The following is a 26,394-nucleotide window of genomic DNA, read 5'->3' on the forward strand; positions in this document are numbered from 1 at the left end:
CAGACACCGGATTCCGCGGAGTGGTCGATGAATCCACGGACACTATGCAAGCTCGAGGGCAGCCGCGACGGCAACGGGATCGACACCGATCGGCTCGACGTTCGGCATACCCTTCAAAGCCGTGTCAGGATCCTTGAGACCGTTACCGGTCACCGTGCACACGACGGTCAGGCCCGGCTCGAGCCAGCCCTCTGCGCGTGCGGCGAGCAGGCCGGCGACACTGGCTGCCGACGCCGGTTCGACGAAGACGCCCTCGGTGGCGGCGATCAGACGGTAAGCCTCGAGGATCTTCTCGTCGGTGGCGGCACGGAATGCACCGTTCGACTCTTCCTTCGCGGCGACAGCGCCGTTCCAGGAAGCGGGGGAACCGATTCGGATTGCGGTAGCGATGGTTTCGGGATCCTTGACGGGTGCGCCGTTGACCAGTGGAGCCGCACCGGCTGCCTGGACGCCGAGCATGCGGGGCTTGACCGTGGTCAGACCGTCCGCATAGTACTCGGAGTATCCGCGCCAGTACGCGGTGATGTTTCCTGCGTTTCCGACCGGGAGAGCGTGCACGTCGGGAGCCTTGCCGAGCACGTCCATGATCTCGAATGCCGCGGTCTTCTGACCTTCGATGCGCACCGGGTTGACGGAGTTGACCAGACCGATGGTGGGGAATTCCGCCGTGGTCTTGCGTGCCAGCTCGAGGCAGTCGTCGAAGTTGCCCTGGACCTGAATGATCTTGGCGCCGTGCATGACTGCCTGCGCAAGCTTGCCCATGGCGATCTTGCCCTGCGGGATGAGCACGGCGCAGGTCATGCCTGCCTTGGCTGCATACGCAGCGGCCGAGGCGGAGGTGTTGCCGGTGGACGCGCACAGAACTGCGCGCTGGCCACGGGCCAAGGCGTCGGTGACGGCCATCGTCATGCCGCGGTCCTTGAAGGAACCGGTGGGGTTGAGACCCTCGACCTTGAGGTAGACGTCGCAGCCGGTGATCTCGGAGAGGTGGCCGGCCGGCAGGAGCGGGGTGCCACCTTCGCGCAGGGTGACGGTCTTCCAGTTGTCACCGATCGCGAGACGGTCCCGGTATGCCTCGATGAGACCCGGCCATGCCTTGTGGACGGGGTTGACGATGCCGGTCATTGTTCAGTGCCTTCCAGTCGCAGCACGCTGGTGACAGCGGTGACGAATTCGAGTTCGTTGAGGGCCGCCACGGTCTCGGAGAGAGCCGCGTCGGTTGCTACATGAGTGACGACCACCAGACGCGCGCCGGCGCCGGCGCCCTCCTGGCGGACGACGGAGATGCTCACGCCGTGCTTGGCGAACTCGGCGGCGACTGCGGACAGCACACCTTCCTTGTCCGCGACCTCCATGTTCACGTAGTAGCGCGTGAGGATGTCGCCCATCGGGGCGACCTTGAGCTTGGCGTACTTGGACTCGCGGGGGCCGCGGCCGCCGTGAACCTTGTTGCGCGCCGCCATCACCAGGTCACCCATCACCGCGGAAGCGGTGGGGGCGCCGCCAGCGCCCTGGCCGTAGAACATGAGCCGGCCGGCGTTCTCTGCTTCCACGACAACGGCGTTGAACGCGCCGTTGACCGAGGCCAGCGGATGGCTGAGCGGAACCAGCGCCGGGTACACGCGAGCAGAAATCCGCTCCTTGCCCTTGGGCGTGACGATGCGCTCGCAGATCGAGAGCAACTTGATCGTGCAGTCGAGTGCCTTCGCCGACGCCAGGTCGGCGGAGGTGATCGTGGAGATTCCTTCGCGGTACACGTCCGCGGCAGTGACGCGGGTGTGGAACGCGATCGACGCGAGGATCGCAGCCTTCGCCGCGGCGTCGTAGCCTTCGACGTCCGCGGTCGGGTCGGCTTCCGCGTATCCGAGGCGTCCGGCTTCGGCGAGGGTCTCTTCGTAGTCGGCGCCGGTCTCGTCCATCGCGGAGAGGATGAAGTTGGTGGTGCCGTTCACGATTCCGGCGACCTTGTTGACACGGTCTCCGGCCAACGACTGTGTGAGCGGGCGGATCACGGGGATCGCACCGGCAACAGCGGCCTCGAAGTACAGGTCGACAGAGTTGGCCTCTGCAGCCTCCGCCAATTCACCGGTGTGGTCCGCGAGCAGCGCCTTGTTGGCGGTCACGACCGACTTACCGGAGTTGAGGGAAGAGAGAATCAGCTTGCGAGGGAGCTCGATTCCGCCGATCACCTCGACCACGATGTCGACGTCGTCACGACCGACCAGGGACTCGGCGTCCGTCGTCTGCAGTTCCTCGGGAATTCCGCGGTCCGAGCCGATACGGCGGACGGCAACTCCCCGCAGTTCCAACGGGGCGCCGACGCGAGCTTCGAGTTCCTCGGCCTGCTCACGAATGATCCGGACGACCTCGCTCCCGACGTTGCCGAGGCCGAGAACGGCCACACCGATAGCGCGATGCGCCGATTCGCTCGTCACTGCGATACCTCCAAGCTGAGCAGATCTTCCACTGTTTCCCTCCGCAGAATCACGCGTGAGACTCCGTCACGCACCGCCACCACGGCTGGGCGGGTGAGCAGGTTGTACCTGCTCGACATCGAATAGCAGTATGCACCGGTCGCTGCTACCGCTAGTAAATCACCGGGCCCGACGTCCTCGGGCATCCAGGTGTCCCGAATGACCACGTCACCGGACTCGCAGTGCTTACCGACGATACGTGCAACGACGGGATCAGCCTCGGAAGTTCGCGAAACCAACTTGGCTTCGTACTCCGCACCGTAGAGGGACGTGCGGATGTTGTCGCTCATCCCGCCGTCGACGCTGATGTAGCGGCGTGTCAGCGAGCTACCCACCGTGACGTCCTTGATGGTGCCGACCTCGTAGAGCGTCACCGTGCCAGGTCCGGCGATGGCGCGGCCGGGTTCGACGGCAAGCGTCGGCTCCGGCAATCCGGCCAGGGCGGACTCGTTGCGCACGATGTGGCCGAGCTTTGCTGCCAGTTCGTCGACGGGCGGCGGGTCGTCGGAGGGGATGTACGAGATCCCCATGCCGCCGCCGAGGTCGATGATCGAAATCTGCTTGGTCTTCTCGACTCCGAACTCGGTGACGACGTCGCGGAGCAAACCGATCACGCGGTGCGCTGCCACCTCGAAACCGTCGACGTCGAAGATCTGCGAACCGATGTGGCTGTGCAGGCCGACCAGTCGCAAGTTGTCGGCAGCGAAGACGCGACGGACCGCGTCGATCGCCGCTCCCCCGGCCAGCGAGAAACCGAACTTCTGGTCCTCGTGTGCGGTGGAGATGAATTCGTGGGTATGCGCTTCGACGCCGACGGTCAGTCGGATCAACACGTCCTGAACGACACCGGCCTCACCGGCGACACGATCGAGTCGGTCGATCTCGATCGCCGAGTCGAGCACGACGTGTCCGACGCCCGCGGCGACACCAGCGGCCAGTTCGGCGACTGACTTGTTGTTGCCGTGCATGGCAATTCGCTCGGCCGGGAAGTCCGCGTGCAACGCGATCGCCAGTTCGCCGCCGGAGCAGACGTCGAGCGAGAGGCCTTCGTCGGCGACCCAGCGTGCGATCTCGCCACAGAGGAATGCCTTGGATGCGTAGTGCACCTTGGCATCCGGGCCGAAGGCGCGGGCCATGTCGCGGCAACGCGAGCGGAAGTCGTCCTCGTCGATGACGAACAGCGGGGTGCCGTACTTCTCGGCAAGTTCACCGACCTTGACACCCGCGAGGGTCACTTCACCGTCGTCGCCGCGAGAAGCGTTGCGCGGCCACACCTGCGGTGAGAGTTCACCGAAGGCTTCGGGGCTGGCAGGACGGTCGGGCAAGCCGGGGGCCTGCAACTGCTCGGCATGCTTGGGGCCGGCGGGGTGCGCGTTCACATTTGCTCCGGTGCGGTGACGCCGAGCAGTTCGAGGCCGTTGGCCAGGACCTGTCGGGTGGCGGCGCAGAGAGCCAGACGCGCGCGGTGCACGTCGGTGGCGTCTTCGTCGCCTTGCGGAAGGATGCGGCACGCGCCGTAGAAGCGGTGGTACGCACCCGCGAGTTCTTCGAGGTAGCGGGCAATACGGTGCGGCTCACGCAGATTCGCCGCGCTCGACACGACGCGTGGGTACTCGCCGATCGTGCGGATGAGGTCACCCTCCTGCTCGACGGTGAGCAGGGCGAGGTTGCTCGCGTCGGCGGACAGACCGAGGTCCGCGGCGTTGCGAGCGATCGCCGAGAGGCGTGCATGCGCGTACTGGACGTAGTAGACGGGGTTCTCGCTGCTGGTCTTGGTCCACAGGTCGAGATCGATGTCGATGCTCGAGTCGACCGACGAGCGGATCATGACGTAACGCGAGGCGTCGACGCCGATTGCCTCGACGAGGTCGTCGAGGGTGATGACGGTGCCTGCGCGCTTGCTCATCTTGACGGCAGTGCCGTCCTTGACGAGGTTGACCATCTGGCCGATCAGCACCTCGACGGTGTCCGGATCGTCGCCGAATGCGGCCGCGGCAGCCTTGAGACGGCCGATGTATCCGTGATGGTCGGCACCGAGCATGTAGATGCAGAGGTCGAACCCGCGGGCGCGCTTGTTCTGGAAGTAGGCGATGTCACCGGCGATGTAGGCGGCGTTGCCGTCGCTCTTGATGACGACGCGGTCCTTGTCGTCGCCGTAGTCGGTGCTCTTGAGCCACCACGCACCGTCTTCGTGGAAGAGGTTGCCCGAACCCTTGAGGGATTCGACGGCCTTCTCGACCGCACCGGATTCGAAGAGCGAGTTCTCGTGGAAGTAGACGTCGAAGTCGACGCCGAAGTCGTGGAGGGTCTGCTTGATGTGCGTGAACATCAATTCGACGCCGATGGCGCGGAAGGTTTCCTGCTGCTCGTCGGCGGGCAGCTCCATGACGTCGGGACGCTGCTTCAGAACCGAGGCGGCGATGTCGGCGATGTATGCACCGGCGTAACCGTCTTCCGGAGCAGGTTCACCCTTCGCTGCAGCGATCAGTGAACGCGAGAAGCGGTCGATCTGGGCACCGTGATCGTTGAAGTAGTACTCACGTGTGACCAATCCACCCTGCGCGGACAGAATGCGTCCGAGCGCGTCTCCGACTGCAGCCCAACGGGTTCCACCGAGGTGAATCGGTCCGGTGGGGTTGGCCGAGACGAATTCGAGGTTGATCTTCTTGCCGGCGAGGGAGTCACCCGAGCCGTACGACGCACCGGCTTCGAGAACCGACACGACGATCGCGCCCTGGGCGTCCTTGTCCAACCGAATGTTGAGGAAGCCGGGTCCGGCGATCTCGGCGGATTCGATTCCGTCGGCAGCGGTGAGGGCTTCGGCGATCCAGCCCGCCAGCTCGCGGGGATTGGTGCCGACCTTCTTGGCTACCTGCATGGCAATGTTGGTGGCGTAATCGCCGTGCTCGGGGTTGCGTGGTCGCTCGACGGTAAGGGTTTCGGGCAGCACGGATACGTCGAGGCCACGATCGGCAAGGACGCTCGCTGCGGTTCCGCGGAGCAGTTCGGCAAGGTCAGCTGGAGTCACAGGTATTCATCCTATTGCCTGCACACCGGAAGTGGAGACTCGCCTCACGCCTCGCTCTCCGTGAACGTGCGCGGGGCCGCTGTGGCGTGTCGCACGCCACTCTCAAAGTTTGCCCTCAGACTCGGAAAGTACAGTGGTAATGCCCGAGCTACCACCGCGTACCTTCATGCGCGGGCGCGCCACACCTCAAGCCCACACACCGAAAGAGCCCAATCGATGCCAAGCGGTTCCGATAGTCGCGGTCCCAACAAGAACTCCGGGGCCAAATCAGCCAAGGCCATCAAGGCCGCCAACAAGAACAGTCGGCCGGCCAAGAAGGGTAAGGGCGGCGTCCCCGCTCCCCGCCAGATCCCCTGGCTGTCGATCGGCGCCGGTGTGGCTGTGCTCGCACTCATCGCCGTGCTCGGTATCAATCTGTGGCCCAAGGTCGAGGAGCGGCAGGCCCTCGAGCCGTACAAGTACAGCTCCGAGAACAAGGATCCGTCCGACAAGATCGACGGCGTCCTCAAGATCGAGTACCCGGCCGGCCAGCACGTCGATTCCACTCAGCGCGTGGCGTACGACCAGACTCCGCCGTTCGGTGGCCCGCACGACGCCACCTGGGCGAACTGCACCGGAACCGTGTACGCCGACCCGATCCGCACCGAGAACGCCGTCCACTCGCTCGAGCACGGCGCCATCTGGATCACGTACAACCCCGATCTCGTCGACCAGGACCAGATCGACAGCCTCGCCGCACGCGTCAACGGCAAGTCCTACATGCTGATGTCGCCGTACCCCGGCCAGAGCAGCCCCATTTCTCTGCAGTCGTGGGGCCACCGCCTCGAGATCGACAAGGCCGACGACGATCGCATCGATCAGTTCATCACCGCGTTGAACCAGAACCCGAACGTCTACCCCGAGGTCGGAGCGAGCTGCACCAACCCGCTGTTCACCCCGTCGACGTCGCCGTTCGACCCGACTCCTCCGGGCGCCGACGCCATCCAGATGGACGGCACGGGCGCTACCCCGGCCACCGACGAACAGATTCCCGCCGGTGGATAGTTCGCAGAGCACCGATCAGCCTTCGAAGCCGAGTCAGCGCACCGCACTGCTGATCATCGGTCTGATCGGCGCGATCGCCGTCGGTTTTGCCCTCGGCGCACTGACCAACCTCCTCGGACCCGATGCGAAGTCGTCACTGACCGTTCCGGCATCGGATTCGGTGGACGTGGGCTTCGCGCAGGACATGAGCGTGCATCACAGCCAGGCCGTGGACATGGCGTCCATCGCCCTGACGAAGTCCACGGACAACGACGTACGCACGCTGGCGTTCGACATCTTGACCACGCAGCAGAACCAGCTCGGTCAGATGCAGGCGTGGCTGACCATGTGGGATCAGCCGCTGTCCAAGGTGGGTCCGTACATGGAGTGGATGTCGTCGGATTCGGGCTCCGGCCACGGATCGCACGGGACTTCGGCCACGATGGACATGAGTCATTCCGGGCCGGTCGACACCATGCCCGGCATGGCGTCCCCCGAGGACCTTGCGGCTCTCCGCGCAGCGGAAGGTCTGCAACTCGACACCTTGTTCCTGCAGCTGATGCTTCGTCACCACGAAGGTGGGCTTCCGATGATGGAGTACGCAGCAGCCGACGCCACCGAGGGGCCGGTGCGCAGCCTGGCGCAGACGATGGTCAACACGCAGCAGAGCGAGTCCAAGCTGATGACCGACATGTTGGCAGCTCGCGGCGCAGTGCCACTGCCCATGAACTGAGCAGAACTGAACTGAGCCGAAATTGTTCAGACCCAACTGGGCCTGGTCCTGAATTTCAGGACCAGGTCCAGTTTTCTACTTCCGGCATGTCTTCGAGGTGCTCGACGATGTAACGCGAGTGCTTTTCGAGCTGTGTGCGGCAGAACTCCGCCAACTCGGACGCCCCGGCCGGCCGACGCTTGGAGCGTCGTAGCGCCTCGATCACCAGGTGGTAGCGGCTCATCTTGTTGAGGACAACCATGTCGAACGGTGTTGTGGTTGTTCCCTGTTCACTGAATCCGCGAACGTGGAAGCGCTCGGGACTCGGACGCCCGTGAATCAGTTCGTGCACGGCACGCGAGTATCCGTGGAATGCGAACACGACGTCGGTCTGCGCGGAGAACAGATCGAGGAAGACCCGCTCCCCGAATCCGTGGGGATGCTCGGTTGGCGTCAGCAAGGCCATCAGATCGACGACGTTGACGACGCGGGTGATCAGTTCGGGTGTGTGATCGCGCAGCAACTGTGCAGCAGCCAGGATCTCCTGCGTCGGCACATCTCCCGCGGCGGCCAGGACCACGTCCGGTTCCTGTCCGCGAGCCTCGGTTCCGGCCCATTCCCAGACCGAAGCGCCCGCCGCGCAGTGCTCGTGCGCTTGCTCGAGCGTGAGGTACTGCAGGTGCGGTTGCTTGTCCACGACTATCAGGTTGACGTGGTCGGTACTACGCAGGCAGTGGTCCGAGATCGAGAGCAAGGTGTTGGAATCCGGCGGCAGCCACACGCGGATCACACTGGGTGCCAAGGGAATAACGGCGTCGATCATGCCGGGGCCCTGATGACTGAATCCGTTGTGATCGTTGCGCCAGCACGTACTGGTCAACAGCACGTTGAGCGAAGCGACGGACGCCCGCCACGGCAGGTCGACGGCATGTTGGAGCCACTTGGCGTGCTGGATGAGCATCGAGACACTCACCATGGCAAATGCTTCGTAGCTCGCGAACATCCCGTGTCGGCCCGACAGCAGATAGCCCTCGAGCCATCCCTCGCAGAGGTGCTCGCTGAGGACCTCCATGACACGACCGTCCGCGGACAGCCCGTCGTCGTAGTCGGTGATCGGCAGTTGCCAGCAGCGATCGGTTGTCTCGAATACGGCGCCGAGGCGATTGCTAGCCGTCTCGTCCGGACAGAAGAGTCGGAAGATCCCGCCGCTGTCCTCGGTTTCCGTGGCGGCGTAGATGTCGCGCAGAAGCTCGCCGAGAACTCGCGTCGTCTCGTGGAAGGTCGAACCCGGGGATTGGATGGGAAGCGCGTACTTTTCGAGCGGCGGCATCGGGAGATCGACGCGAAGTCGTCCACCGTTCGCGTAGGGAGTGCTCCCCATGCGCTTGTCCCCCGTCGGCGACAGCGCCGCCAGTTCCGCGACGAGTGATCCGTTGGCGTCGAACAACTCGTCCGGACGGTACGACCGCATCCACTCTTCGAGTTGCCGCAGATGTGATTCGTTGCTTCGCACGCCGGACAACGGCACCTGGTGCGCACGATGTGTGCCCTCGACCAAGATTCCGTCGACGGTGTGTGGACCGGTCCATCCTTTCGGCGTCCGCAACACGATTGCCGGCCACGAACCCGTCCACTCCTCTCCGCGGCGTGCGGCACCCTGCATCTCGCGGATCTTCTCGTGCGCCTGCGAGATCGCTTGATACAGCTGGGGAAACACCGCGTCGGGGTCGTCACCGGAGACGACGATCGGCGCCCACCCCTGGCCGCCGAGGTAAGCCTGGATGTCTTCGTCGCTGCTGCGTCCGTAGACCGTCGGCCCGGCGATCTTGGCACCGTTCACGTGCAGGATCGGCAGCACCGCGCCGTCGCGTCGTGGATTCAGGAACGCCGGGAGCTTCCACGAACCGGACAACGGCCCGGTCTCCGCTTCGCCGTCGCCGATCACACAGGCCACCACGAGGTTCGGATGATCGAAGGCAGCGCCGGCCGCATGGGCAAGGGCGTAGCCGAGCTCGCCGCCTTCGTGGATGCTTCCGGGTGTCTGCACACTCACATGGCTGGGCACTCCGCCGGGAGCGGAGAATCGCCGACACATCCGGTGGATGCCCTCGGCGTCGTCCGAGACTTCCGGATAGATCTCCGAGTACGTTCCCTCGAGATACGTCGACGCGACCAGCGCCGGACCGCCGTGCCCGGGACCGGTCACGTACAGCCAGTCAGCATCAGTGGTGACGATGTGCCGATTGAGGAGCGTGTAGATCATCGACAGGCCGGGGCTGGTCCCCCAGTGCCCGAGCAGTCGAGGCTTGATGTGCTCGGCTCGCAACGGTTCCCGCAGAAGCGTGTTGTCTTTCAGATAGATCTGCGCAACGGTCAGGTAGTTGGCCGCTGCCCACCACTTCAGGTCGAGCGCGAGCTGGTCTTCGGAATAGTGGTGATCGGTCATCAACGACTCCCGTACCTCACGAGGGTGCCCGAGCAGTCCGCCCGAGCCTGTGCTCAGAGCCGAGCCTAGGCGTAAAAAGCATCCGAGTCAGTCGGTACAGATGATTCGACGACCATGGTCCCCGGCCGCATCCTCGACTGCCTCCCGCGACGACGCCATGCCGAGACGGGTGCCGGTTTGGTCTTGGCCCCCCGTGATGCGCTACGCTAACGCAGCCCAATCGGCACACCGAAAGTTCGGTGCGCCCCCGTAGCTCAGGGGATAGAGCGTTCGCCTCCGGAGCGAAAGGTCGCAGGTTCGAATCCTGCCGGGGGCACCACGAAGACGCAGGTCAGCGATTGATCTTCGATTTCTCCACGGTGCCGCACCAAAATATACAGGGCAATCTATCCGACTACTGTCGATCTCATGCCTCGCATCGATCCTGCTCCCACGTACACGATGCGTCAGCTTGCTGCGTTTGTCGCGGTAGCCGAGACCGGGACGATCAGCGCCGCGGCCGAGCGCTTGCACCTCTCCCCCTCTGCCCTGTCCGCGTCGCTCACCGAACTCGAACGCGCGCTCAAAGTTCAACTGTGCGTTCGCCGTCGCTCATTCGGCATTCAACTGACCCGCACCGGCGAATCCGTTCTGGTGCGCGCCCGGGCGCTACTTCAGCAAGCCGGGGAGCTCGAATCCGATGCGCTCGGAACCGGCGGAAACGTGTCGGGGCCCATCGCGATCGGTTGCTATCCCGCTCTGGGGCCGACGGTATTGCCGTCGATGATCGCCGGGTTCACCCGTGAGAATCCCGACGCGCAGGTGGAGTTCCGCGAGGACACTCAGAATCGGCTCCAGACACATCTCGAGAACGGCGAGTTGGACCTCGCGATCGCTTACGACCTGGACCTGTCTCCACAATTGCGCACAGTTCCGTTGGCCATCCGCGAACCCTTGATCGTCCTGGGTGCAGAACACCCACTCGCGCGGTCCGAGCGACCGATCCATCTTCCGGACCTCGCGGACCACCCGATGGTTCTCCTCGACGCGCCGCCGAGCACCAAACACGCGCTCGACGTCTGCCGCGCAGGCGGATTCATCCCGAAGGTTGCATACAGAACCGCGAACTTCGAGACGGCGCGGGCATTTGTCGGACGCGGACTCGGCTGGACGCTGTTACTCCAGCGCCCCAAGATGGACGTCACGTACGAGGGGCTCGAGGTAGTCGTCAAGACCATCGCTTCCCCTGTCGTGCCGTCGGTGCACGTAGTTCTCGCGTGGCACCAGAACACTCGCCTCAGCCGCGTCGCACGCGCTTTCATAGAATTCGTTTCACCCTCGGAACCTGCCCAATAGTCCCACTACCAGGCAGCGGAGCTGATTCCACGCATTTTCCGTGCAAGAACCTCCAATTCTTTCGCTTTTCAATTGTTGTGGCGCACGTCATTGTTTCTTCAAGCCACATTCATCTCGAAAGGCACTTCATGACCTCCATCGCCTCACCGACCGCTACGCGCACCGCCGCGACGGTCAAGGCGCGCAAGGCCGCCCTCGGCAGCTTTGTCGGCACCGCCATCGAGTGGTACGACTTCTTCATCTACGGCACCGCCGCCGCGCTCGTGCTCGGCAAGCAGTTCTTCCCCGGCACGTCCGATCTGGCCGGCACCCTGGCCGCCTTCGCCACCCTCGCCGTCGGATTCGTCGCGCGTCCCATCGGCGGAATCGTGATGGGCCACTTCGGCGACCGCATCGGACGCAAATCCATGTTGGTCACCTCGTTGATGCTGATGGGCTGCGCCACCGTTGCCATCGGCCTGCTACCCAACTACGCCGCCATCGGCGTCTTCGCCCCCATACTCCTGGTGACCTTGCGATTCGTTCAGGGACTCGGTGTCGGCGGCGAGTGGGGCGGCGCAGTTCTGGTCGCCACCGAAAACGCACCGGAGGGCAAGAAGGGGCTGTACGGCAGCGCACCACAAATCGGTGTTCCCGCAGGCGTACTGGTGGCCAATCTCGTCTATCTCCCCCTCGCCGCCTTCATGGACGACGATGCATTCAACTCCTGGGGATGGCGAATCCCGTTCCTGCTCAGCGCAGTTCTTGTGGGCGTTGCGATGTGGATCCGTCTCGGCCTCGAGGAAAGTGACGAGTTCACCGCTTCGAAGTCCGAAGCACCGGCGGAGTCCATGCCGATTCTCGAGGTTCTCACCAGACACTGGAAGACAGTGCTCCTCGCCGGTGGAACCTTCATCGCCACCAACGGAATTGCGTACGCGTACATGGTTTACGTGCTCAAATACGGCGAGACCGAACTCGGCTTCAGCAAAACCACGATGCTCTTCCTCCTCATCGCATCCTGCCCGTTCTGGATGGCGGGAATGGCTTTCAGCGCTCACAAGTCGGACACTCTCGGACGCCGGACCGTCTACATCCGCAGTTCGATCACCCTGGTAGTGGCGGCAGCGGTGTTCTTTCCGCTGATCGACACAGCGATCGTCCCGGTGATGCTCGTATCGATGATCGCCCTCGGCTTCACGCTCGGCTGCTGCGCCGGCCCACAAGCGGCACTGTTCGCCGAATTGTTCCCCGCACACATCCGCTACAGCGGAGCGTCACTCGGCTACCAGATCGGCGCAATCCTCGGCGGCGGTCTGGCCCCGATGATCGCCACCGCGCTCTACGCCGCCTTCGACACCTCGTTCGCCATCACCGTTTACTTCGTGATCATTGCCGTGATCAGCTTGGTTTCCATCCTGCTACTCCCGGAACCTCAACTGATCCCGAAAAACACTGCCGCACAGAAAGCCTCGTGACCATGTCGACCTACTTTCATCCGAAGAAGTACGCCCCCGAGGACTTCGCTTCCATGGCGCCTTCGGCCGACGCACTTCCCGTCGTGATCGTCGGAGCCGGCCCAGTCGGCATGGGCGTAGCCATGGGCTTGGCGCAGCGCGGCATTGCCGTCACGATTCTCGAAGCGGCCGATCAGGTCTCGTTCGGCAGTCGCGCGATCTGCGTGTCACGGCACAGCCTCGAAGTTGCCGAACGCCTTGGTTTCGGCGCCGAACTCGAAGACATCGTTCTACCGTGGGTGGGTGGTCGGAGTTACTACCGCGATCAGGAAGTACTGCAGTTCCGGATGGCATCCGCCGAGCACGACGCGCGCGGACCCATGGTCAACGTCTCGCAATCCGAGTTCGAACAGATCATGACCGACAAGTTGCTCGCCCACCCACTGGTGAACTTCCACTGGTCGTCGTCGATCGCCGGCATCTCCGGCGGTGACGACGAGGTAACTCTGACCGTCGACACCGCCTTCGGAACCCGCGAACTGCGTGCGGCGTGGGTCGTGGCTGCCGACGGTGGACGCAGCAAGATGCGCGAACTCAGCGGAATCCGCTTGCAGGGCAACAGCTACGAGGGCAACTACGTCATTGCCGACATTCATTGGGAATCGGAACTCCCGGCCGAGCGTCTGGTGTGGTTCGACGCACCCAGCAATCCGGGGTCCACGATCATCATGCACCGCCAACCACGGGACATCTGGCGCATCGACTACCAGCTCGACGCGTCGGACGATCCGGAAGCGGAGACGCAAGAAGATCGCATCCGTGACCGCATCACGCGTCACCTCGAATGGCTCCAGAGCGACATCCCCTGGACCCTGGAATGGTTCGGCTTCTACCGCGCCCATGCACTCGCCCTGGAAGATTTCACTCACGGCCGTGTGCTCTTTGCCGGCGACGCCGCGCATCTCGTTCCGATCTTCGGTGTTCGTGGCCTCAACTCTGGCATGGAAGATGCCGAGACCCTGGTGTGGCAACTGGCGGCCGTCATCAACGGAGCTGCCGATACCGCCATCCTCGACGCGTATTCGAAGGAACGTCGTAGCGCGTGGCAGCAGAACGTCGACAATGCAGGCAAGTCGACGCTCATCATGTCGCCCGGCAGTCACGGCTACCGAACCACCCGCGACGCCGTACTCGAACTCGCCACCAAGCGAAGCGAATTCGCGCACCTCATCAACCCGCGCCAGTCGAGTGCAACGCACGCCCGTCTCTCGCCGCTGACGTGGCCCACAGCTGCGGGCACCGAGGGCGTACTACCCGGGGATCCGCTGGAGGACAGAGTCGTCCAGGTCTCGGCGGACGGTTCGAAAACCTCCTTGAACAGTCTGCGCGGTACTGGATTCGGCCTGCTGGCTTTCGGACTGTCAGCTGAGCTGGTATCCGAACTCGACACGCAAGCCGAGATTCTCGCTCAGGCCCTTGCACCGGAAACCGTACGGGTGATCACCGCGGGAACTAACGACTCCACGATTCGCGATGCCGAAGGCAATCTCGCATCTGCCCTCGGTGCTCGTGTCGGCGAGATCTTCGTGATTCGGCCCGACGGATTGGCGCTCTGCCGCATCAGCGATCCCACGCAATTGAACGACGTGGCCAAGCACCTCACCGCCGGCACTGCGCCGACGCACTTCGATACGGCACAGTCGGCGACAACTGCGGTGATCGACGACGAGGGCCACCGCGAGCACGTCTGGTTGGCACTGTCGAACGCACTCGATCAGGCTGATCCGTCCGACCGCGAAGCCATGTTGGTGCGCCTTGCCTTGATTCTCGGTTCGCAAGCTACGTCGACAAGTTTCGACGCAGCCCTGAAATCTGCCACCCGATAGTTCAGACACAGCAACTCGGCCGCGCAGGATTGTCTCCTACGCGGCCGAGCGCATTCGCGGATGAAGCAAGTATTCAGTTGACCTCGGCCAATTCCTTTTCTTCCTCAGCGCGCCTTTCACGCACGGATCTTCCCCGCAGCGACCTTCCACGTACCAGCGGCGAGACGGTGATCGCCAAGCCCACCAGCGCGACTCCGGTAACCAGGATCAATCCGGGATGGAACTGTTCGAATCCGGCGGTACCGGCACCGGACGCGGTGTGCGATCCGGCGGTCACGAGGGCGGTAGTCAGAGCGAGTACGAGCGCCGCACCGACCTGAGCGGAGGTGTTCACCAGCCCGGACGCCAAACCCTGTTCCGAGTCGTCGACGCCCGAGGTGGCCTGGGCCATGATCGAGGTGTAGCCCAACGCGAATCCGAGTCCGAGCAGGATGACGCTCGGCAGAATCGCCACGACGTACGACGGTGAATCGCTGCCCGCGAATAGGAACCAGAGGTACCCGACGCTGAGCGAGGTCAGTGCCGCGATGATGAGCTTGGCACTGCCGTACAGGTCGACCAGCCGTCCGACGAACGGCGATCCGAAGGCGACGATGATGCCCGCGGGGAGCAGTGCCATCGCCATCTTCAGGGGCGACCAGCCGAGGGCCGACTGCAGGAAGATCGTCATCATGAACTGGAAGCTCAGGTAGGAACCGAAGAGCGCGATGATGGCCAGATTCGCACGAACGATGGTGCCGACGCGCAGAAGCCCAAGTCGCACAAGCGGATGCGCCACCTTCTTCTCCACGAAGAAGAACGTCGCCAGAAGTACGGCAGCGACGGCGAACGAACCCAGCGTCATCGGGTGTGCCCACCCACGGGTCGGAGCCGAAACCATCGTGTACACCGTCAGAAGCATTCCCGTCACCAGGGTGACGGCGCCGACGAGGTCGTGTCCCCCGGCATCTGCGGGACGGTCCCGCGGAATGAGGAAGTACCCACCGATCAGCGCGATGACGGCAAACGGAACCGGCATCAGGAACGTGAATCGCCAACCGGCACTGGTCAACAGCCCACCCAGGATCAGGCCCGACGAGTAACCACTGGCGCCGAACACGGAGAACACCGAAAGCGCACGGTTACGGGCCGGGCCCTCCTTGAACGTCGTGGTGAGAATGGACATTGCAGTCGGCGCAGTGAAGGCCGCCGCCAGTCCCTTCACGAATCGTGATGCGATCAGCAGTGTTCCGTTGTCGACAAGGCCACCGACCAGCGAAGCGATTGCGAACACGGTCAGCGCGATCAGGAAGACCTTCCTGCGCCCGAGAAGATCGGCGGTACGTCCACCGAGTAGCAACAAGCCGCCGAATCCGAGGACGTAGCCGTTGATGATCCACTGCAGCGAAGTAGTGGACAGGCCCAGTTCGTTGCCGATGGACGGTAGAGCGACGCCCACCATCGACACATCGAGACCGTCGAGGAACAACACGAGGCAGAGCACCGCGAGGATGCCCCACAGCTTGAGGGACCAGCCCTCTCCTGTGGCCGGATCCGTGGATTCCGAAGAACCCGGGGATTCCGGCGAATCGAATGGTTTGAGTGTCGAGTCTGTGCAAGTCACGTCAGCGAGAATAGATGCACATGCACTTAATGCACAAGCATTTAATGCAATTGCACGTAATCGAGTCTTCAACTAGAATGCGGTCGTGACGTCGGAATCGGAATTGCGCAACACCTGGCGCTCGTTGTCGACCAGCTACAACGACATCGCGTGCGAACTCGATCGCCAGATGCAGTCGGCGCACGGCCTGAGTATGAGCGACTTCGAGGCCCTCGACCGACTCATGGACACCTCGTGTGAGCGTCCACGGATGCAGGATCTGGCTTCGGAGATGTACCTGAGTCCCAGTGCGCTCTCCCGCAGCGTCGCCCGCCTCGAGAAGGCCGGACTGGTTCAGCGAGCACTGTGCGAGGCTGACCGGCGCGGAGTCTTCATCGACGTCACCGACAAAGGTCGTCAAGTACACACGGATGCCAGCAAAATTCAACTGGCCGTGCTGGATTCACGCCTGCGCGAGTAGTAGCCCTACGTCGGAGCAGCACCGCACCTCGCCCGGCCGCCGGGCGAGGACCGTTCAGGACTAGACTGAGCACATACCGGCGCGCCTTTCTGTTGCCGTCGGCGATCGACAGCAGCGCAGCCGGCACGCCTTCACGCGATCCTGGCCGAGGCAATCTGCCAGCGTTCCTGCGGCTTCTGCTAGTCCCTCAGGCGCCTGCCTGACATCTCTACCTGCTCCTATCGAGAGATACACAATTGAACAACGCACGCACCCTTGGAGTCATCGGACAGTCGAGCAAACCGGCAGAACGCCGGTTGCCGATCCATCCTGCGCATTTCGATCGCATCGATGCCGAACTACGTTCTCGGATCTACCTCGAAGAGGGTTACGGCCACCCCTTCGGCTACTCCGACGACTACCTCTCGCGTCTGGTGGCCGGAATCCGCACGCGCAAGCAGATTTTGGCGGAAACCGATGTGGTTCTGCTACCGAAGCCGTTGGTGCGTGACCTCGCCGAACTACGGTCGGGTCAGGTTCTCTGGGGCTGGCCGCACTGTGTCCAGGACACCGAGCTGACACAGATCGCGATCGACAAGAAACTGACTCTCATCGCCTTCGAAGCGATGAACTTCTGGCACAGCGACGGATCGTTCAATCTGCACGTGTTCCACAAGAACAACGAGTTGGCCGGCTATTGCTCGGTACTGCACGCCCTGCAGTTGATCGGTTCCACCGGAGACTACGGCCGCCGTCTCACTGCTGCCGTGATCGGTTTCGGTGCCACTGCACGCGGCGCTGTCACTGCACTCAAGGCGCACGGTATCCACGAAGTGGACGTACTGACTCAGCGCGGCGTCACCGCCGTCAGCTCCCCCATCCACTCGGCGCGAATGGTCTCGTTCGACAACAACAACGGCGACGTCCGCGGCAGCCACGTCATGCTCGACAACCACAGCGTGCCGGTACCGGGCTTCCTGGCCGAGCACGACATCGTCGTCAACTGCGTGCTGCAGAACACGGATGCCCCGCTGACGTTCCTGACCGAGGAAGATCTCATGGACTTCCAACCGGGAAGCCTCATCGTCGACGTCTCGTGCGACGAAGGCATGGGGTTCAGCTGGGCTCGTCCCACCTCGTTCGCGGACCCGACCTTCATCGTCGGCGACAACATCACTTACTACGGCGTCGATCACAGCCCGTCGTACCTGTGGAACTCCGCGTCGTGGGAGATCAGCGAATCACTTCTTCCCTACCTGCCCACTGTGATGGCAGGAGAGACGGCCTGGAAGGCAGACGAGACCGTCGACCGCGCCATCGAAATCCGTGACGGCGTCATCGTGAATCCCGCCATTACGCGTTTCCAGCACCGTTCGGCGGACTACCCGCACGCTGTCATCGCGGAATAGGCGCCCCGATCAGGCCTGGCCGGCTGCCGCGTTGATCGGTGCCATGTCGAAATAGTCGCGCCAGGCTTTGATCTTTCCGTCCTCGACTTCGAATACCCCCATGACCGGGAGCGCTACCTCGGCGCCGTTGATGGTGAAGACGTCGACGCGCTCGTTCATGACGGTGTTGCCGTCCGCGACCTGACGCTTGATCTGAAAGTCGATGTTGCCGAAGGCACCGACAAACTGCTCGATGAACGCCCGGACGGCCTCGCGACCGACCACGGGCTCCATCGGAATGTTGTGATAAACGACGTCATCGGTGAAGTAGTCGACGATCTTTTCAACATCGGCGGCCGCCCACAGCGCGCAGAAATCGGTGATCAGCTTGTCCGATGTCATTGTGTTCCAGCCTCTTTCGAATCGTTTTCGTAGGGTTCGATGATTGCCAGGATGCTTTCGATCTCGCCTGCCGGTATCCCGAAGTACTCGGTGACGAAAACTGTGACGGCCGGTGCCTGGCCAGGTGTTCCGAGGTCGAGCAGATACCGCGCGACGACGCTCTCGCCCCACTCACGCAGCGCGAGTTCACGTATCGCCACGATTCCGCGATATTGCTGCCCCTGTTCGAGCTCGTTGCTGATGAAAGCGCCGGTGTCACCGGTTCGCTGACCGTTCTCGACTCGCCAGGCGTCAGCTGCGAATCGGACCTTCGTTGCGTCGTGAGTGAGCAATGCGTTCACGTATTCACGCGCCATGGCGACGCGCCCACTGACCGCAGACTCCGTGGAGTGCTTGGCAATTGCACCCAGGATCGACTCAGCCAACTCCGGTCGGCAGATCACGAGATCCGGAAGGTAGGGGTGAGATTCGTTGTAGAGCAGCGGCGAACCGTCGATGCGGCTGCAATGCAGCCCGGCCGCCTGTGCGACGCCGACGGGTGCGGCCGAATCCCATTCCCACTGCCCACCGGCATGCAGGTAGGCGTCGACCTCGCCTCGCACGACCGCCATCGCCTTGGCGCCGGCCGATCCCATGTGCACCACGTCGGCGCCGAGTTCGGCTGCCACCGCCTCGGTGAATGCGGGCGGTCGCGATCCGCTGACTACTACGCGGAGCGGCGAATTCGCGGGAACCGAATCGGCCTCGTCGCCACTGGAGTACACCGCTCCGAGCGCCGGCTGAGCAACCGCGGCTGCGGTAATTCCGCTACCGCGCTCCCAAAGCGCCACGTGCACTGCCCAATCCGCGTGATTCGGCAAGCCGTATTCCTTGGAGCCGTCCAGCGGATCGATGATCCAGACCCGAGCTGCATCCAGACGACTGCGATCGTCGGCAGATTCCTCAGAGAGCACGGAATCCTCCGGCCGCTCGGCAGCCAACCGGTCGAGGATGTAGGAATCGGCGGCCTTGTCGCCCCGGCGACCCAGCTCACGACCGTCGTCGACACCCAGGCCCTCGGCTCGGATCCCCAGGAGGATCGCACCAGCGGCCTGCGCCAATTCCGCCGCGAGTGCCTCGTCGGCGATTCTGCTGTGTGTGGATTCGCTCACCGGTCCAACACTTCCATAATTCGCAGCGCAAGTTCGGTAGGCGTTCCGTCTTCGGGTCTGATCACCAGCTCGGCACTGGCTGGAGCCTCGTACGGATCGTCGACTCCGGTGAAACCCTTGATTTCCCCGGCCCTGGCCTTGGCGTACATACCCTTGGGGTCTCGGGCTTCACATTGCTCGATCGGGGTGTCGACGTAAACCTCGACGAACTTCAGCCCGGCGGCCTCGTGAGCCGCCCGCACTCGATCACGATCTTCGCGGTACGGGCTGATCAGGCAGGCCACCGCCACTGCACCTGAATCAGCGAACAACTGCGCCACCGAGCCGACTCGGCGGACGTTCTCGGCTCGGTCCTCGGCACTGAATCCCAGATCCGCGTTCAATCCGTGCCGGAGGTTGTCGCCGTCGAGGCGGTACGCCGGGATACCCGCGGCCACCAAGCGGCGTTCGAGTTCCACCGCAATCGTCGACTTGCCCGAGGCCGAGAGACCGGTGAGCCAGACGGTGGCGCCGGCGGTCGCACGTTCCTCGCGAGAAACCTCCGAACTGTGCCAGACGACGCGCGATTCCTTGAGTGTCGGACCGTTGATCATTCCGGCCGCGACGGTATTACCCGTGGTCTCGTCCACGAGAATGAAGCTGCCCGTCACCCGATTGCGGCGGTAGGGATCGAACATCAACGGCTGCTGCGTCTTGATCGAGATGCGACCGATCTCGTTGAGGGACAGAGATTCTGCCTTCTCGTCGCGGTGCAGAGAATTCACGTCCAGGCGATAGTCGAGCTTGACGATCTGCGCTTTCGTGGAGCGCGTGGTGTGCAGCAACGAGTAGCGGTTGTTCTCCGACAGGGTGGTCTGTTCAGTCAACCAACAGACCATCGCATCGATTTCCTGCCCGACCTGCGGCCGGTTGTTGAGCCGACACAATTGGTCCCCTCGGCTGACGTCGAGATCGTCGGCCAGCTCGATGCAGACGGCCGAGGGCGCAAACGCTTCGTCGATCACGTCACCGCCCGGCCCGTGGACTGCCTTCACCGTCGAGGTGAATCCTGAAGGCAAAGCCACGATTTCATCGCCGGGCTTGAAGACGCCACTGGCAACCGTTCCGGCGTATCCCCGGAAATCGTGGAGGTCGGCATCCGTTTGCTTCTGCGGACGGATCACGTACTGCACCGGGAAACGCGCGTCGATCAAGTTGCGATCCGAAGCGATGTGTACCTGCTCGAGATGGTGCAGCAGAGAAGGCCCGTCGTACCAGGACATGTTCTCGGTCCGGGCAACGATGTTGTCCCCCAACAGCGCCGACACCGGAATGAACGTCAGATCGTGGACGTCCAGTTTGATCGCGAATTGCCGGAATTCTTCCTTGATCTCCTCGAACCGTTCCTGAGACCAGCCCACGAGGTCCATTTTGTTCACACACAGCACGAGGTGGGGTATCCCCAGGAGAGTCGACAAGAAAGCGTGCCGTCGCGTCTGTTCGAGCACACCTTTGCGTGCGTCCACCAGGATCAGGGCAAGGTCGGCCGTCGAAGCGCCGGTCACCATGTTGCGGGTGTACTGCTCGTGCCCGGGTGTGTCCGCGATGATGAACTTCCGGTGAGGGGTCGCGAAATACCTGTGGGCCACGTCGATCGTGATGCCCTGTTCACGCTCGGCGCGCAATCCGTCGGTCAGTAGCGCGAGGTTGGCGTACTCGTCGCCGCGTTCTCGACTGCTCCGCTCCACGGCCTCGAGTTGGTCCTCGAAGATCGACTTGGAGTCGTAGAGCAACCGGCCGATGAGTGTCGATTTTCCGTCGTCGACACTCCCCGCTGTAGCGACTCTCAGCAGTTGCGGCATCAGAAGTACCCCTCTTTCTTACGATCTTCCATGCCAGCTTCGGAAATCCGGTCATCAGCTCTGGTTGCGCCACGCTCCGTGATACGGCTCGCCGCAACTTCTTCCACGACAGCGGCCGGTGTTTCGGCCGACGATTCGACGCATCCGGTACACGTTGCGTCGCCGACCGTACGGAAGCGCACCAACGCCTCGTAGGACTCCTCGCCGGCACGAAGTTCGAGGAAGCGGGTGCGTGCCAACAACATTCCGTCGCGCGGAACCACTTCGCGACGATGGGCGTAGTAGATGCCGGGAAGGTCGATCCGTTCCTTCTCTATGTACTGCCAGATGTCGAGCTCTGTCCAGTTGGAAAGCGGGAAGATCCGAATGTGTTCACCCTTACGGTGTTTGCCGTTGTACAGGTTCCACAGTTCAGGTCGCTGCACCTTGGGATCCCACTGCCCGAACTCGTCCCGGAAGCTGAACACCCTCTCTTTGGCGCGCGCCTTCTCCTCGTCTCGGCGAGCACCACCGAACACGGCGTCGAACTTGTTGTCGCGAATTCCGCGCAGCAACGCGTGCGTCTGCAGGCGATTGCGACTGGAACCGACTCCGGTGTCCTCGATGACGCGTCCGGCGTCGATGTCGTCCTGCACGCTGGAGACGACAAGACGCAGGTTGAAGCGATCGACCGTGCGGTCGCGAAATTCGATCACCTCGTCGAAATTGTGACCGGTGTCGACGTGCATCACGGCGAACGGCAATGGAGCAGGCCAGAATGCCTTGGCCGCTACGTGCAGCATCACGACGGAATCCTTACCTCCGGAGAACAGGAGGACCGGCTTTTCGAAAGTCGCTGCGACTTCGCGGAAAATATGGACCGCCTCCGCTTCGAGTGCCCGCAAATGCGACAACTCGTAGGCGGGCGGGGTCTGGAGTGTTGCCATGTCTTTCGCTCCTGAGCATCACGTACTCCGTGCGGAACACCATTTCCGCATCGGTACATTTATGTACCGGACTGGTTCTAAATTGAACGCAATCACAGAATAGAACTCGTTCTACCCAAAGGTCAATGACCGGCAATCAGACGTCACAAACCGCGAACCGGACTCCGGCCACCAACTTCCGCCGTCACCGCATCCGCCGCCGCAACCAGCGCCACAGCCCTTCGCTCGATCTCGGCGCCCGTAATCGCCCCGCCCACATAAAGTGTCAGTACAAGGGCCTGATGCCCCTCGGCGTCGTAGGTCGGGGCCGCGATGAGACTGACGGGATGCTCGTCGTCAGAGCTGATGTCGCGCCCGAGGTACACCCTCTCACCCAGGCTCGACACCATCTCCCCGAGCAGTTCACGCACCTCCGGCGGAAGATCGTGCGTCGCAACGCCCGCCATCAGCGTGTGCAGTCGCTGCCCGACTGGATCCAGACTCTCGACCAGATACCCCGCAGCGCGACACTCGCGGACCACGTTCCACAGACGCTCGCGATCCAAGCGCACCGGCAGGCTCGGCTCTTTGCTCAGCCAACTGTCCATGTCGTGATCCGAACCCCAGAGGACGTACATCAGTCCGACCGGTGGTGCGAACGGGTACACCTGACCGACCTTGGCAGCGCGACGCGCTCCGATCGGTCCGGTCACTTCGAGAACGCTGATCTGATCACCGATCACACCGGACGCCGTGCACGTCGTCCCGAACTCCGTGCTCACCTTCTCCAGATGGGTGCGGGCAATGGGTCCGACGGCAAATCCTCGCTGAGCTGCACGTCCGGCCGCGATCAAGGCCGGACCGAGCCCATAGGTCTTCGACACCTCGTCCCGAGTCAGGTATCCACGATCAGCCAGCGCCGTGAGGATTCCCAAGCAGGTGGGCTTGCTGATCTCGAGCGCGCGGGCCAGTTCCGACAGCCCGAACCGCTGATCAGGGCGGCCGACGAGGTAGTCGAGCACCTGAACCACCCGTTCGGTGGGAGGCGATTGTCTCCCCCTCTGGCGTGCTGCTTCAGGCGTCTTCTCCGGTCCACCCATTGACCACTCCCTAGAACGCGTTCTATTGTCGAAATACCCAACATCTACCAAATAGGTACATATTTGTACCACGACGCTCTGGACCGGCGACATAGTCGGAACTGTGAGGAGCCAGCGTGCTGACGGACCCGTTTGCCGAGGCGATCGCCGAAGCCGAGAAATTGATCGAGACTGCGCCGCACATCAGATCCGAACAGGATCTACTGGAGGGATACCAATATCTGGCCGGCGGAATCATCGCGACGACGCATGCCGCCTGGGCCAGCGAAAAGACCCATCCGAGTTTCATCCAGGGCACCGGACCATTCACCAAGATGGGTCTCGACAACCCGGACACCCTCTACTTCGGCGCCCGTATCAACGACGACAAGGAATACAAGGTCACCGGAAAGCGCGGCACCACAGCCGATCTCAGCTTCCAGGTGTTGAGTGGGAACTACACCAACTCGAACGTTCCCGGCAGCGAAATCGCCTTCGACGACCGCGAGCTGGAGATAGACGACGACGGCAACTTCGTCGCTTGGTTCGGCCCCGGCCCCGCCGACGGACGAGCCAACTACTACACCCTGGCGCCCGGATCCTCGCAGCTGGTCGTTCGCGAGGTCTACAGCGACTGGAGTCAGCAGCGCGGCGTGATCCGCATCGAGCGCACCGATTCGATCGGGATCGCGCCGCCACCTCTCACCGCCGAAGAGACCGAGAAGCGTTACGCCCGGGCTGGGAAGGCACTGGTCACGCGGGTCAAGACGTGGCTCCAGTTCCCGGAGTGGTTCTACCTCAAGCTCACGGTCAACACCATGACCGAACCACGCCTGACACCGGGCGGGCTGGCAACGCAGTACTCGTCGGTGGGACATTACGAACTCACCGACGAGCAGGCGATGATCATCACCGTTCCCGCCTCCGACGCACCGTATCTCGGCTTCCAACTGGGGAGCCTCTGGTACATCTCACTGGACTACGTCAATCATCAGACCTCCCTCAACAACGGCCAGGCACAGGTCGATCCGGACGGGATGGTCCGAATGGTGGTCAGCGAGAAGAACCCCGGTGTCACCAACTGGATCGAAACCGTCGGACATCCGCGCGGCATTCTGCAGTTCCGTTGGCAGCGCGTGTCCCGCGAGCTGACGCCGAAGGACGGTCCCACCGTCGAAATCGTCGCCGTCGCAGATATTGCGAAGCACCTGCCGCATTTCGACACCAACACCATCACCGCCGAGGACTGGGCAGCGCGCATTGCCCAGCGCCAGGCCGCCATCGACAACCGAATGCTGGGGTAATCATGACCGCCTTGCTCGAAGACCGTGTAGTAGTCATCTCCGGAGTCGGCCCGGCACTCGGCCGCGCTCTGGCCCTTCGATGTGCGTCGGCCGGCGCGAGTCTTGTTCTCGCAGCACGTACGCAATCGCGACTCGACGACGTTGCGAAAGAAATAGTCGATGCCGGTGGGCGCGCCGTCACCGTTGCCACCGACATCACCGACCAGGCTTCCGCCGAGAATCTGGTGGCCGAGTCCATTGCCGCCTACGGCAAAGTCGACACTCTGATCAACAACGCATTCTCGATTCCGTCGATGAAACCGTTGGCTCGCACCGATTACCAGCACATCCGCGACAGCATCGAACTGACCGTACTGGGTGCGTTGCGCCTGACTCAGCTGTTCACGCCGGCACTTGCCGAGTCGGACGGCTCCGTGGTGAACATCAATTCGATGGTGTTGCGGCATTCGCAAGAGCGTTACGGCAGCTACAAGATGGCGAAGTCGGCCCTGCTCGCCATGTCGCAGTCCCTGGCCACCGAACTCGGCCCGCAGGGAATTCGTGTCAATTCGATTGCACCCGGCTATATCTGGGGCGACACCCTCAAGGGATACTTCGCGCACCAGGCGGAGAAGTTCGGCATGAGTGTCGAGCAGATCTACGAGCACACTGCGTCGAACACCGACCTCAAGCGCCTGCCGACGACGGATGAAGTATCCGATGCGGCGATCTTCCTGGCGTCCCCGATGGCCAGCGCGATCACCGGCCAATGCATCGACGTCAACTGCGGCGAATTCCATCACTAGGAGCACCATGACTGAACGCACTCACGTCGGCACCGTCGAGGATCTCCATGCCTCGGCGACGCGGATGACCGGCCTGACGGACTTCGGCGTCGACGATTACACCGAGGCTCTGTCGGTCCTCCTCGAGTCTTACGACCGCGACGAGGATCTGACGCCCTTCGGCAGCAAGATCTCTCGGGTATTCCTTCGCGGCGCCCTGGTGGCCCGTCTGCTCAGCGAATCGGCGTGGAAGGAGCATCCGGAACACGCCGACGTCAAGATCGAGCGGCCGATCTTCGTCACCGGATTGCCACGGACGGGCACCACTGCCTTGCACCGCCTCCTCACGGTCGACCCGGCTCACCAGGGCCTCGAGATGTGGCTGACCGAGTTCCCTCAGCCTCGCCCGCCTCGCGATACGTGGGAATCGAACCCGGTCTTCGCCAAGATCGAGGAGACATTCGGTCAACACCACGTCGAGCATCCCGAATTCATGGGCGTGCACTACATGTCGGCCAGCGAAGTCGAAGAATGTTGGCAACTCTTGCGTCAGACGTTCAAGTCCGTGTCGTACGAGTGCCTGGCAAATCTACCCACGTACTCCGCATGGCTGAAGGACCAGGAGTGGTCGAACGCCTATGCACGACACAAGAAGAACCTGCAGCTGATCGGTCTGCCCGATCAGGATCGACGGTGGGTCCTCAAGAACCCGAGCCACCTGTTTGCGCTCGACGAATTGATGGAGGCGTACCCCGACGCTCTCGTCATCCAGACTCACCGCTCCCCTACGACGATCATTCCGTCGGTGTGCAGCCTGGCCGCCCAGGCGACAGAGGGTTGGTCGAACACGTTTACCGACAAGGTGATCGGCGAAAGTCAGCTCGAATTGTGGGCCAGGGGGCTCGAGCAGTTCGACAGTGCACGCGCACACCACAATCCCGCGCAGTTCATCGACGTCGACTATCAGGACTTCGTCACCGATCCACTGGGAACCGTCGAGAACATCTACACGCACTTCGACATCCCGTTGACATCTACCGCCCAGCAGTCGATGGAGGCCATGCACGAGGAAAGCCGCTCGGGTGCTCGCAAACCGTCGCACAAGTACACGCTCGAGGAGTTCGGCCTGACGAAGGAACAGGTGGAGGAGCGATTCGGAACTCGCTGACCACCGCTGG

General features: G+C 62.9%; 21 protein-coding genes and 1 tRNA gene. 11 read left to right on the forward strand and 11 right to left on the reverse strand.

Annotated features, from left to right (window positions below; all coding sequences use genetic code 11):
* Positions 1 to 42 precede the first annotated feature (42 nt).
* The 4 genes from thrC to argS are packed head-to-tail and all read right to left on the reverse strand — an operon-like array spanning position 43 to position 5,502.
* Entirely contained in the window at positions 43 to 1,125 is a 1,083-nt protein-coding gene (gene thrC / locus R4P70_RS29410) for a threonine synthase (RefSeq protein WP_003941280.1), read from the reverse strand.
* The gene (locus tag R4P70_RS29415) at positions 1,122 to 2,435 is read right to left on the reverse strand and encodes a homoserine dehydrogenase (RefSeq protein ID WP_007726192.1); all 1,314 of its coding nucleotides are present in this window, start codon (positions 2,433 to 2,435) and stop codon (positions 1,122 to 1,124) included. Before R4P70_RS29415 ends, thrC begins: the two co-directional genes overlap by 4 nt.
* Positions 2,432 to 3,853, reverse strand: coding sequence for a diaminopimelate decarboxylase (gene lysA, locus R4P70_RS29420; RefSeq protein WP_019749182.1), 1,422 nt, complete (start codon positions 3,851 to 3,853; stop codon positions 2,432 to 2,434). The genes R4P70_RS29415 and lysA overlap by 4 nt, the downstream gene beginning before the upstream one ends.
* Entirely contained in the window at positions 3,850 to 5,502 is a 1,653-nt protein-coding gene (gene argS, locus R4P70_RS29425; protein ID WP_019749183.1) for an arginine--tRNA ligase, read from the reverse strand. The genes lysA and argS overlap by 4 nt, the downstream gene beginning before the upstream one ends.
* Positions 5,503 to 5,718: 216 nt before the next feature.
* Here argS and R4P70_RS29430 point away from each other — a divergent pair, with 216 nt between their 5' ends.
* On the forward strand, positions 5,719 to 6,546 hold the full coding sequence (locus R4P70_RS29430) for a DUF3105 domain-containing protein (protein ID WP_020908297.1): 828 nt from the start codon (positions 5,719 to 5,721) through the stop codon (positions 6,544 to 6,546).
* Entirely contained in the window at positions 6,539 to 7,258 is a 720-nt protein-coding gene (locus R4P70_RS29435; RefSeq protein ID WP_317833155.1) for a DUF305 domain-containing protein, read from the forward strand. The genes R4P70_RS29430 and R4P70_RS29435 overlap by 8 nt, the downstream gene beginning before the upstream one ends.
* A 55-nt stretch (positions 7,259 to 7,313) precedes the next feature.
* On the opposite strand, the gene R4P70_RS29440 is transcribed toward R4P70_RS29435, so the two are convergent.
* Positions 7,314 to 9,683, reverse strand: a complete 2,370-nt coding sequence (locus tag R4P70_RS29440) for a phosphoketolase family protein (RefSeq protein WP_317833157.1) — start codon at positions 9,681 to 9,683, stop codon at positions 7,314 to 7,316.
* A gap of 243 nt (positions 9,684 to 9,926) precedes the next feature.
* Here R4P70_RS29440 and R4P70_RS29445 point away from each other — a divergent pair.
* The 4 genes from R4P70_RS29445 to R4P70_RS29460 all read left to right on the forward strand — a co-directional run bounded on the left by R4P70_RS29445 (position 9,927) and on the right by R4P70_RS29460 (position 14,340).
* A tRNA-Arg gene (locus tag R4P70_RS29445) sits at positions 9,927 to 10,002 on the forward strand.
* A gap of 89 nt (positions 10,003 to 10,091) precedes the next feature.
* Positions 10,092 to 11,018: a LysR family transcriptional regulator gene (locus R4P70_RS29450; RefSeq protein WP_019749187.1), complete on the forward strand. Its 927-nt coding sequence runs from the start codon at positions 10,092 to 10,094 to the stop codon at positions 11,016 to 11,018.
* 128 nt (positions 11,019 to 11,146) lie between these two features.
* Positions 11,147 to 12,475, forward strand: coding sequence for an MFS transporter (locus R4P70_RS29455; protein ID WP_019749188.1), 1,329 nt, complete (start codon positions 11,147 to 11,149; stop codon positions 12,473 to 12,475).
* A 2-nt stretch (positions 12,476 to 12,477) separates the two neighbouring features.
* The gene (locus R4P70_RS29460; protein WP_317833202.1) at positions 12,478 to 14,340 is read left to right on the forward strand and encodes an FAD-dependent monooxygenase; all 1,863 of its coding nucleotides are present in this window, start codon (positions 12,478 to 12,480) and stop codon (positions 14,338 to 14,340) included.
* A 73-nt stretch (positions 14,341 to 14,413) separates the two neighbouring features.
* On the opposite strand, the gene R4P70_RS29465 is transcribed toward R4P70_RS29460, so the two are convergent.
* On the reverse strand, positions 14,414 to 15,943 hold the full coding sequence (locus R4P70_RS29465) for an MFS transporter (RefSeq protein ID WP_279218080.1): 1,530 nt from the start codon (positions 15,941 to 15,943) through the stop codon (positions 14,414 to 14,416).
* Between the two features lie 85 nt (positions 15,944 to 16,028).
* Between R4P70_RS29465 and R4P70_RS29470 the strand changes: the two genes are divergently transcribed.
* Positions 16,029 to 16,403, forward strand: a complete 375-nt coding sequence (locus R4P70_RS29470; protein WP_133729323.1) for a MarR family winged helix-turn-helix transcriptional regulator — start codon at positions 16,029 to 16,031, stop codon at positions 16,401 to 16,403.
* A 236-nt stretch (positions 16,404 to 16,639) separates the two neighbouring features.
* Complete coding sequence (locus tag R4P70_RS29475) at positions 16,640 to 17,791, forward strand: N(5)-(carboxyethyl)ornithine synthase (protein ID WP_019749192.1); 1,152 nt, start codon at positions 16,640 to 16,642, stop codon at positions 17,789 to 17,791.
* 9 nt (positions 17,792 to 17,800) lie between these two features.
* Here the strand turns inward: R4P70_RS29475 and R4P70_RS29480 are convergent, their stop codons facing one another.
* The 5 genes from R4P70_RS29480 to R4P70_RS29500 all read right to left on the reverse strand — a co-directional run bounded on the left by R4P70_RS29480 (position 17,801) and on the right by R4P70_RS29500 (position 23,169).
* Entirely contained in the window at positions 17,801 to 18,172 is a 372-nt protein-coding gene (locus R4P70_RS29480) for a nuclear transport factor 2 family protein (protein WP_259121210.1), read from the reverse strand.
* Positions 18,169 to 19,323, reverse strand: a complete 1,155-nt coding sequence (locus R4P70_RS29485) for a 3'(2'),5'-bisphosphate nucleotidase CysQ (RefSeq protein ID WP_317833167.1) — start codon at positions 19,321 to 19,323, stop codon at positions 18,169 to 18,171. Before R4P70_RS29485 ends, R4P70_RS29480 begins: the two co-directional genes overlap by 4 nt.
* Positions 19,320 to 21,164, reverse strand: a complete 1,845-nt coding sequence (gene cysC / locus R4P70_RS29490) for an adenylyl-sulfate kinase (RefSeq protein WP_069147263.1) — start codon at positions 21,162 to 21,164, stop codon at positions 19,320 to 19,322. Before cysC ends, R4P70_RS29485 begins: the two co-directional genes overlap by 4 nt.
* Positions 21,164 to 22,090, reverse strand: a complete 927-nt coding sequence (cysD, locus tag R4P70_RS29495; protein ID WP_019749195.1) for a sulfate adenylyltransferase subunit CysD — start codon at positions 22,088 to 22,090, stop codon at positions 21,164 to 21,166. The genes cysC and cysD overlap by 1 nt, the downstream gene beginning before the upstream one ends.
* 143 nt (positions 22,091 to 22,233) lie before the next feature.
* Positions 22,234 to 23,169, reverse strand: coding sequence for a helix-turn-helix domain-containing protein (locus R4P70_RS29500; RefSeq protein WP_113684089.1), 936 nt, complete (start codon positions 23,167 to 23,169; stop codon positions 22,234 to 22,236).
* A 116-nt stretch (positions 23,170 to 23,285) separates the two neighbouring features.
* On the opposite strand from R4P70_RS29500, the gene R4P70_RS29505 reads away from it, so the two are divergent.
* Genes R4P70_RS29505 through R4P70_RS29515 form a run of 3 tightly spaced genes read left to right on the forward strand, consistent with a single transcriptional unit; the run spans position 23,286 to position 26,384 of the window.
* The gene (locus R4P70_RS29505; RefSeq protein ID WP_264613041.1) at positions 23,286 to 24,452 is read left to right on the forward strand and encodes a hypothetical protein; all 1,167 of its coding nucleotides are present in this window, start codon (positions 23,286 to 23,288) and stop codon (positions 24,450 to 24,452) included.
* A 2-nt stretch (positions 24,453 to 24,454) separates the two neighbouring features.
* Positions 24,455 to 25,237: an SDR family oxidoreductase gene (locus R4P70_RS29510; protein ID WP_317833171.1), complete on the forward strand. Its 783-nt coding sequence runs from the start codon at positions 24,455 to 24,457 to the stop codon at positions 25,235 to 25,237.
* Positions 25,238 to 25,244: 7 nt separating this feature from the next.
* Entirely contained in the window at positions 25,245 to 26,384 is a 1,140-nt protein-coding gene (locus R4P70_RS29515; protein ID WP_020908307.1) for a sulfotransferase family protein, read from the forward strand.
* Positions 26,385 to 26,394: the final 10 nt, after the last annotated feature.

It is taken from the genome of Rhodococcus sp. IEGM 1241 (genome assembly GCF_033142365.1).
Classification (GTDB): domain Bacteria; phylum Actinomycetota; class Actinomycetes; order Mycobacteriales; family Mycobacteriaceae; genus Rhodococcus_F; species Rhodococcus_F erythropolis.

Coding starts and splice junctions, on each gene's coding strand:
- thrC (WP_003941280.1), bottom strand. CDS start 1,125: ATGACCGGCATCGTCAACCCCGTCCACAAGGCATGGCCGGGTCTCATC.
- R4P70_RS29430 (WP_020908297.1), top strand. CDS start 5,719: ATGCCAAGCGGTTCCGATAGTCGCGGTCCCAACAAGAACTCCGGGGCC.
- R4P70_RS29440 (WP_317833157.1), bottom strand. CDS start 9,683: ATGACCGATCACCACTATTCCGAAGACCAGCTCGCGCTCGACCTGAAG.
- R4P70_RS29450 (WP_019749187.1), top strand. CDS start 10,092: ATGCCTCGCATCGATCCTGCTCCCACGTACACGATGCGTCAGCTTGCT.
- R4P70_RS29455 (WP_019749188.1), top strand. CDS start 11,147: ATGACCTCCATCGCCTCACCGACCGCTACGCGCACCGCCGCGACGGTC.
- R4P70_RS29460 (WP_317833202.1), top strand. CDS start 12,478: ATGTCGACCTACTTTCATCCGAAGAAGTACGCCCCCGAGGACTTCGCT.
- R4P70_RS29480 (WP_259121210.1), bottom strand. CDS start 18,172: ATGACATCGGACAAGCTGATCACCGATTTCTGCGCGCTGTGGGCGGCC.
- cysC (WP_069147263.1), bottom strand. CDS start 21,164: ATGCCGCAACTGCTGAGAGTCGCTACAGCGGGGAGTGTCGACGACGGA.
- cysD (WP_019749195.1), bottom strand. CDS start 22,090: ATGGCAACACTCCAGACCCCGCCCGCCTACGAGTTGTCGCATTTGCGG.
- R4P70_RS29500 (WP_113684089.1), bottom strand. CDS start 23,169: ATGGGTGGACCGGAGAAGACGCCTGAAGCAGCACGCCAGAGGGGGAGA.
- R4P70_RS29510 (WP_317833171.1), top strand. CDS start 24,455: ATGACCGCCTTGCTCGAAGACCGTGTAGTAGTCATCTCCGGAGTCGGC.
- R4P70_RS29515 (WP_020908307.1), top strand. CDS start 25,245: ATGACTGAACGCACTCACGTCGGCACCGTCGAGGATCTCCATGCCTCG.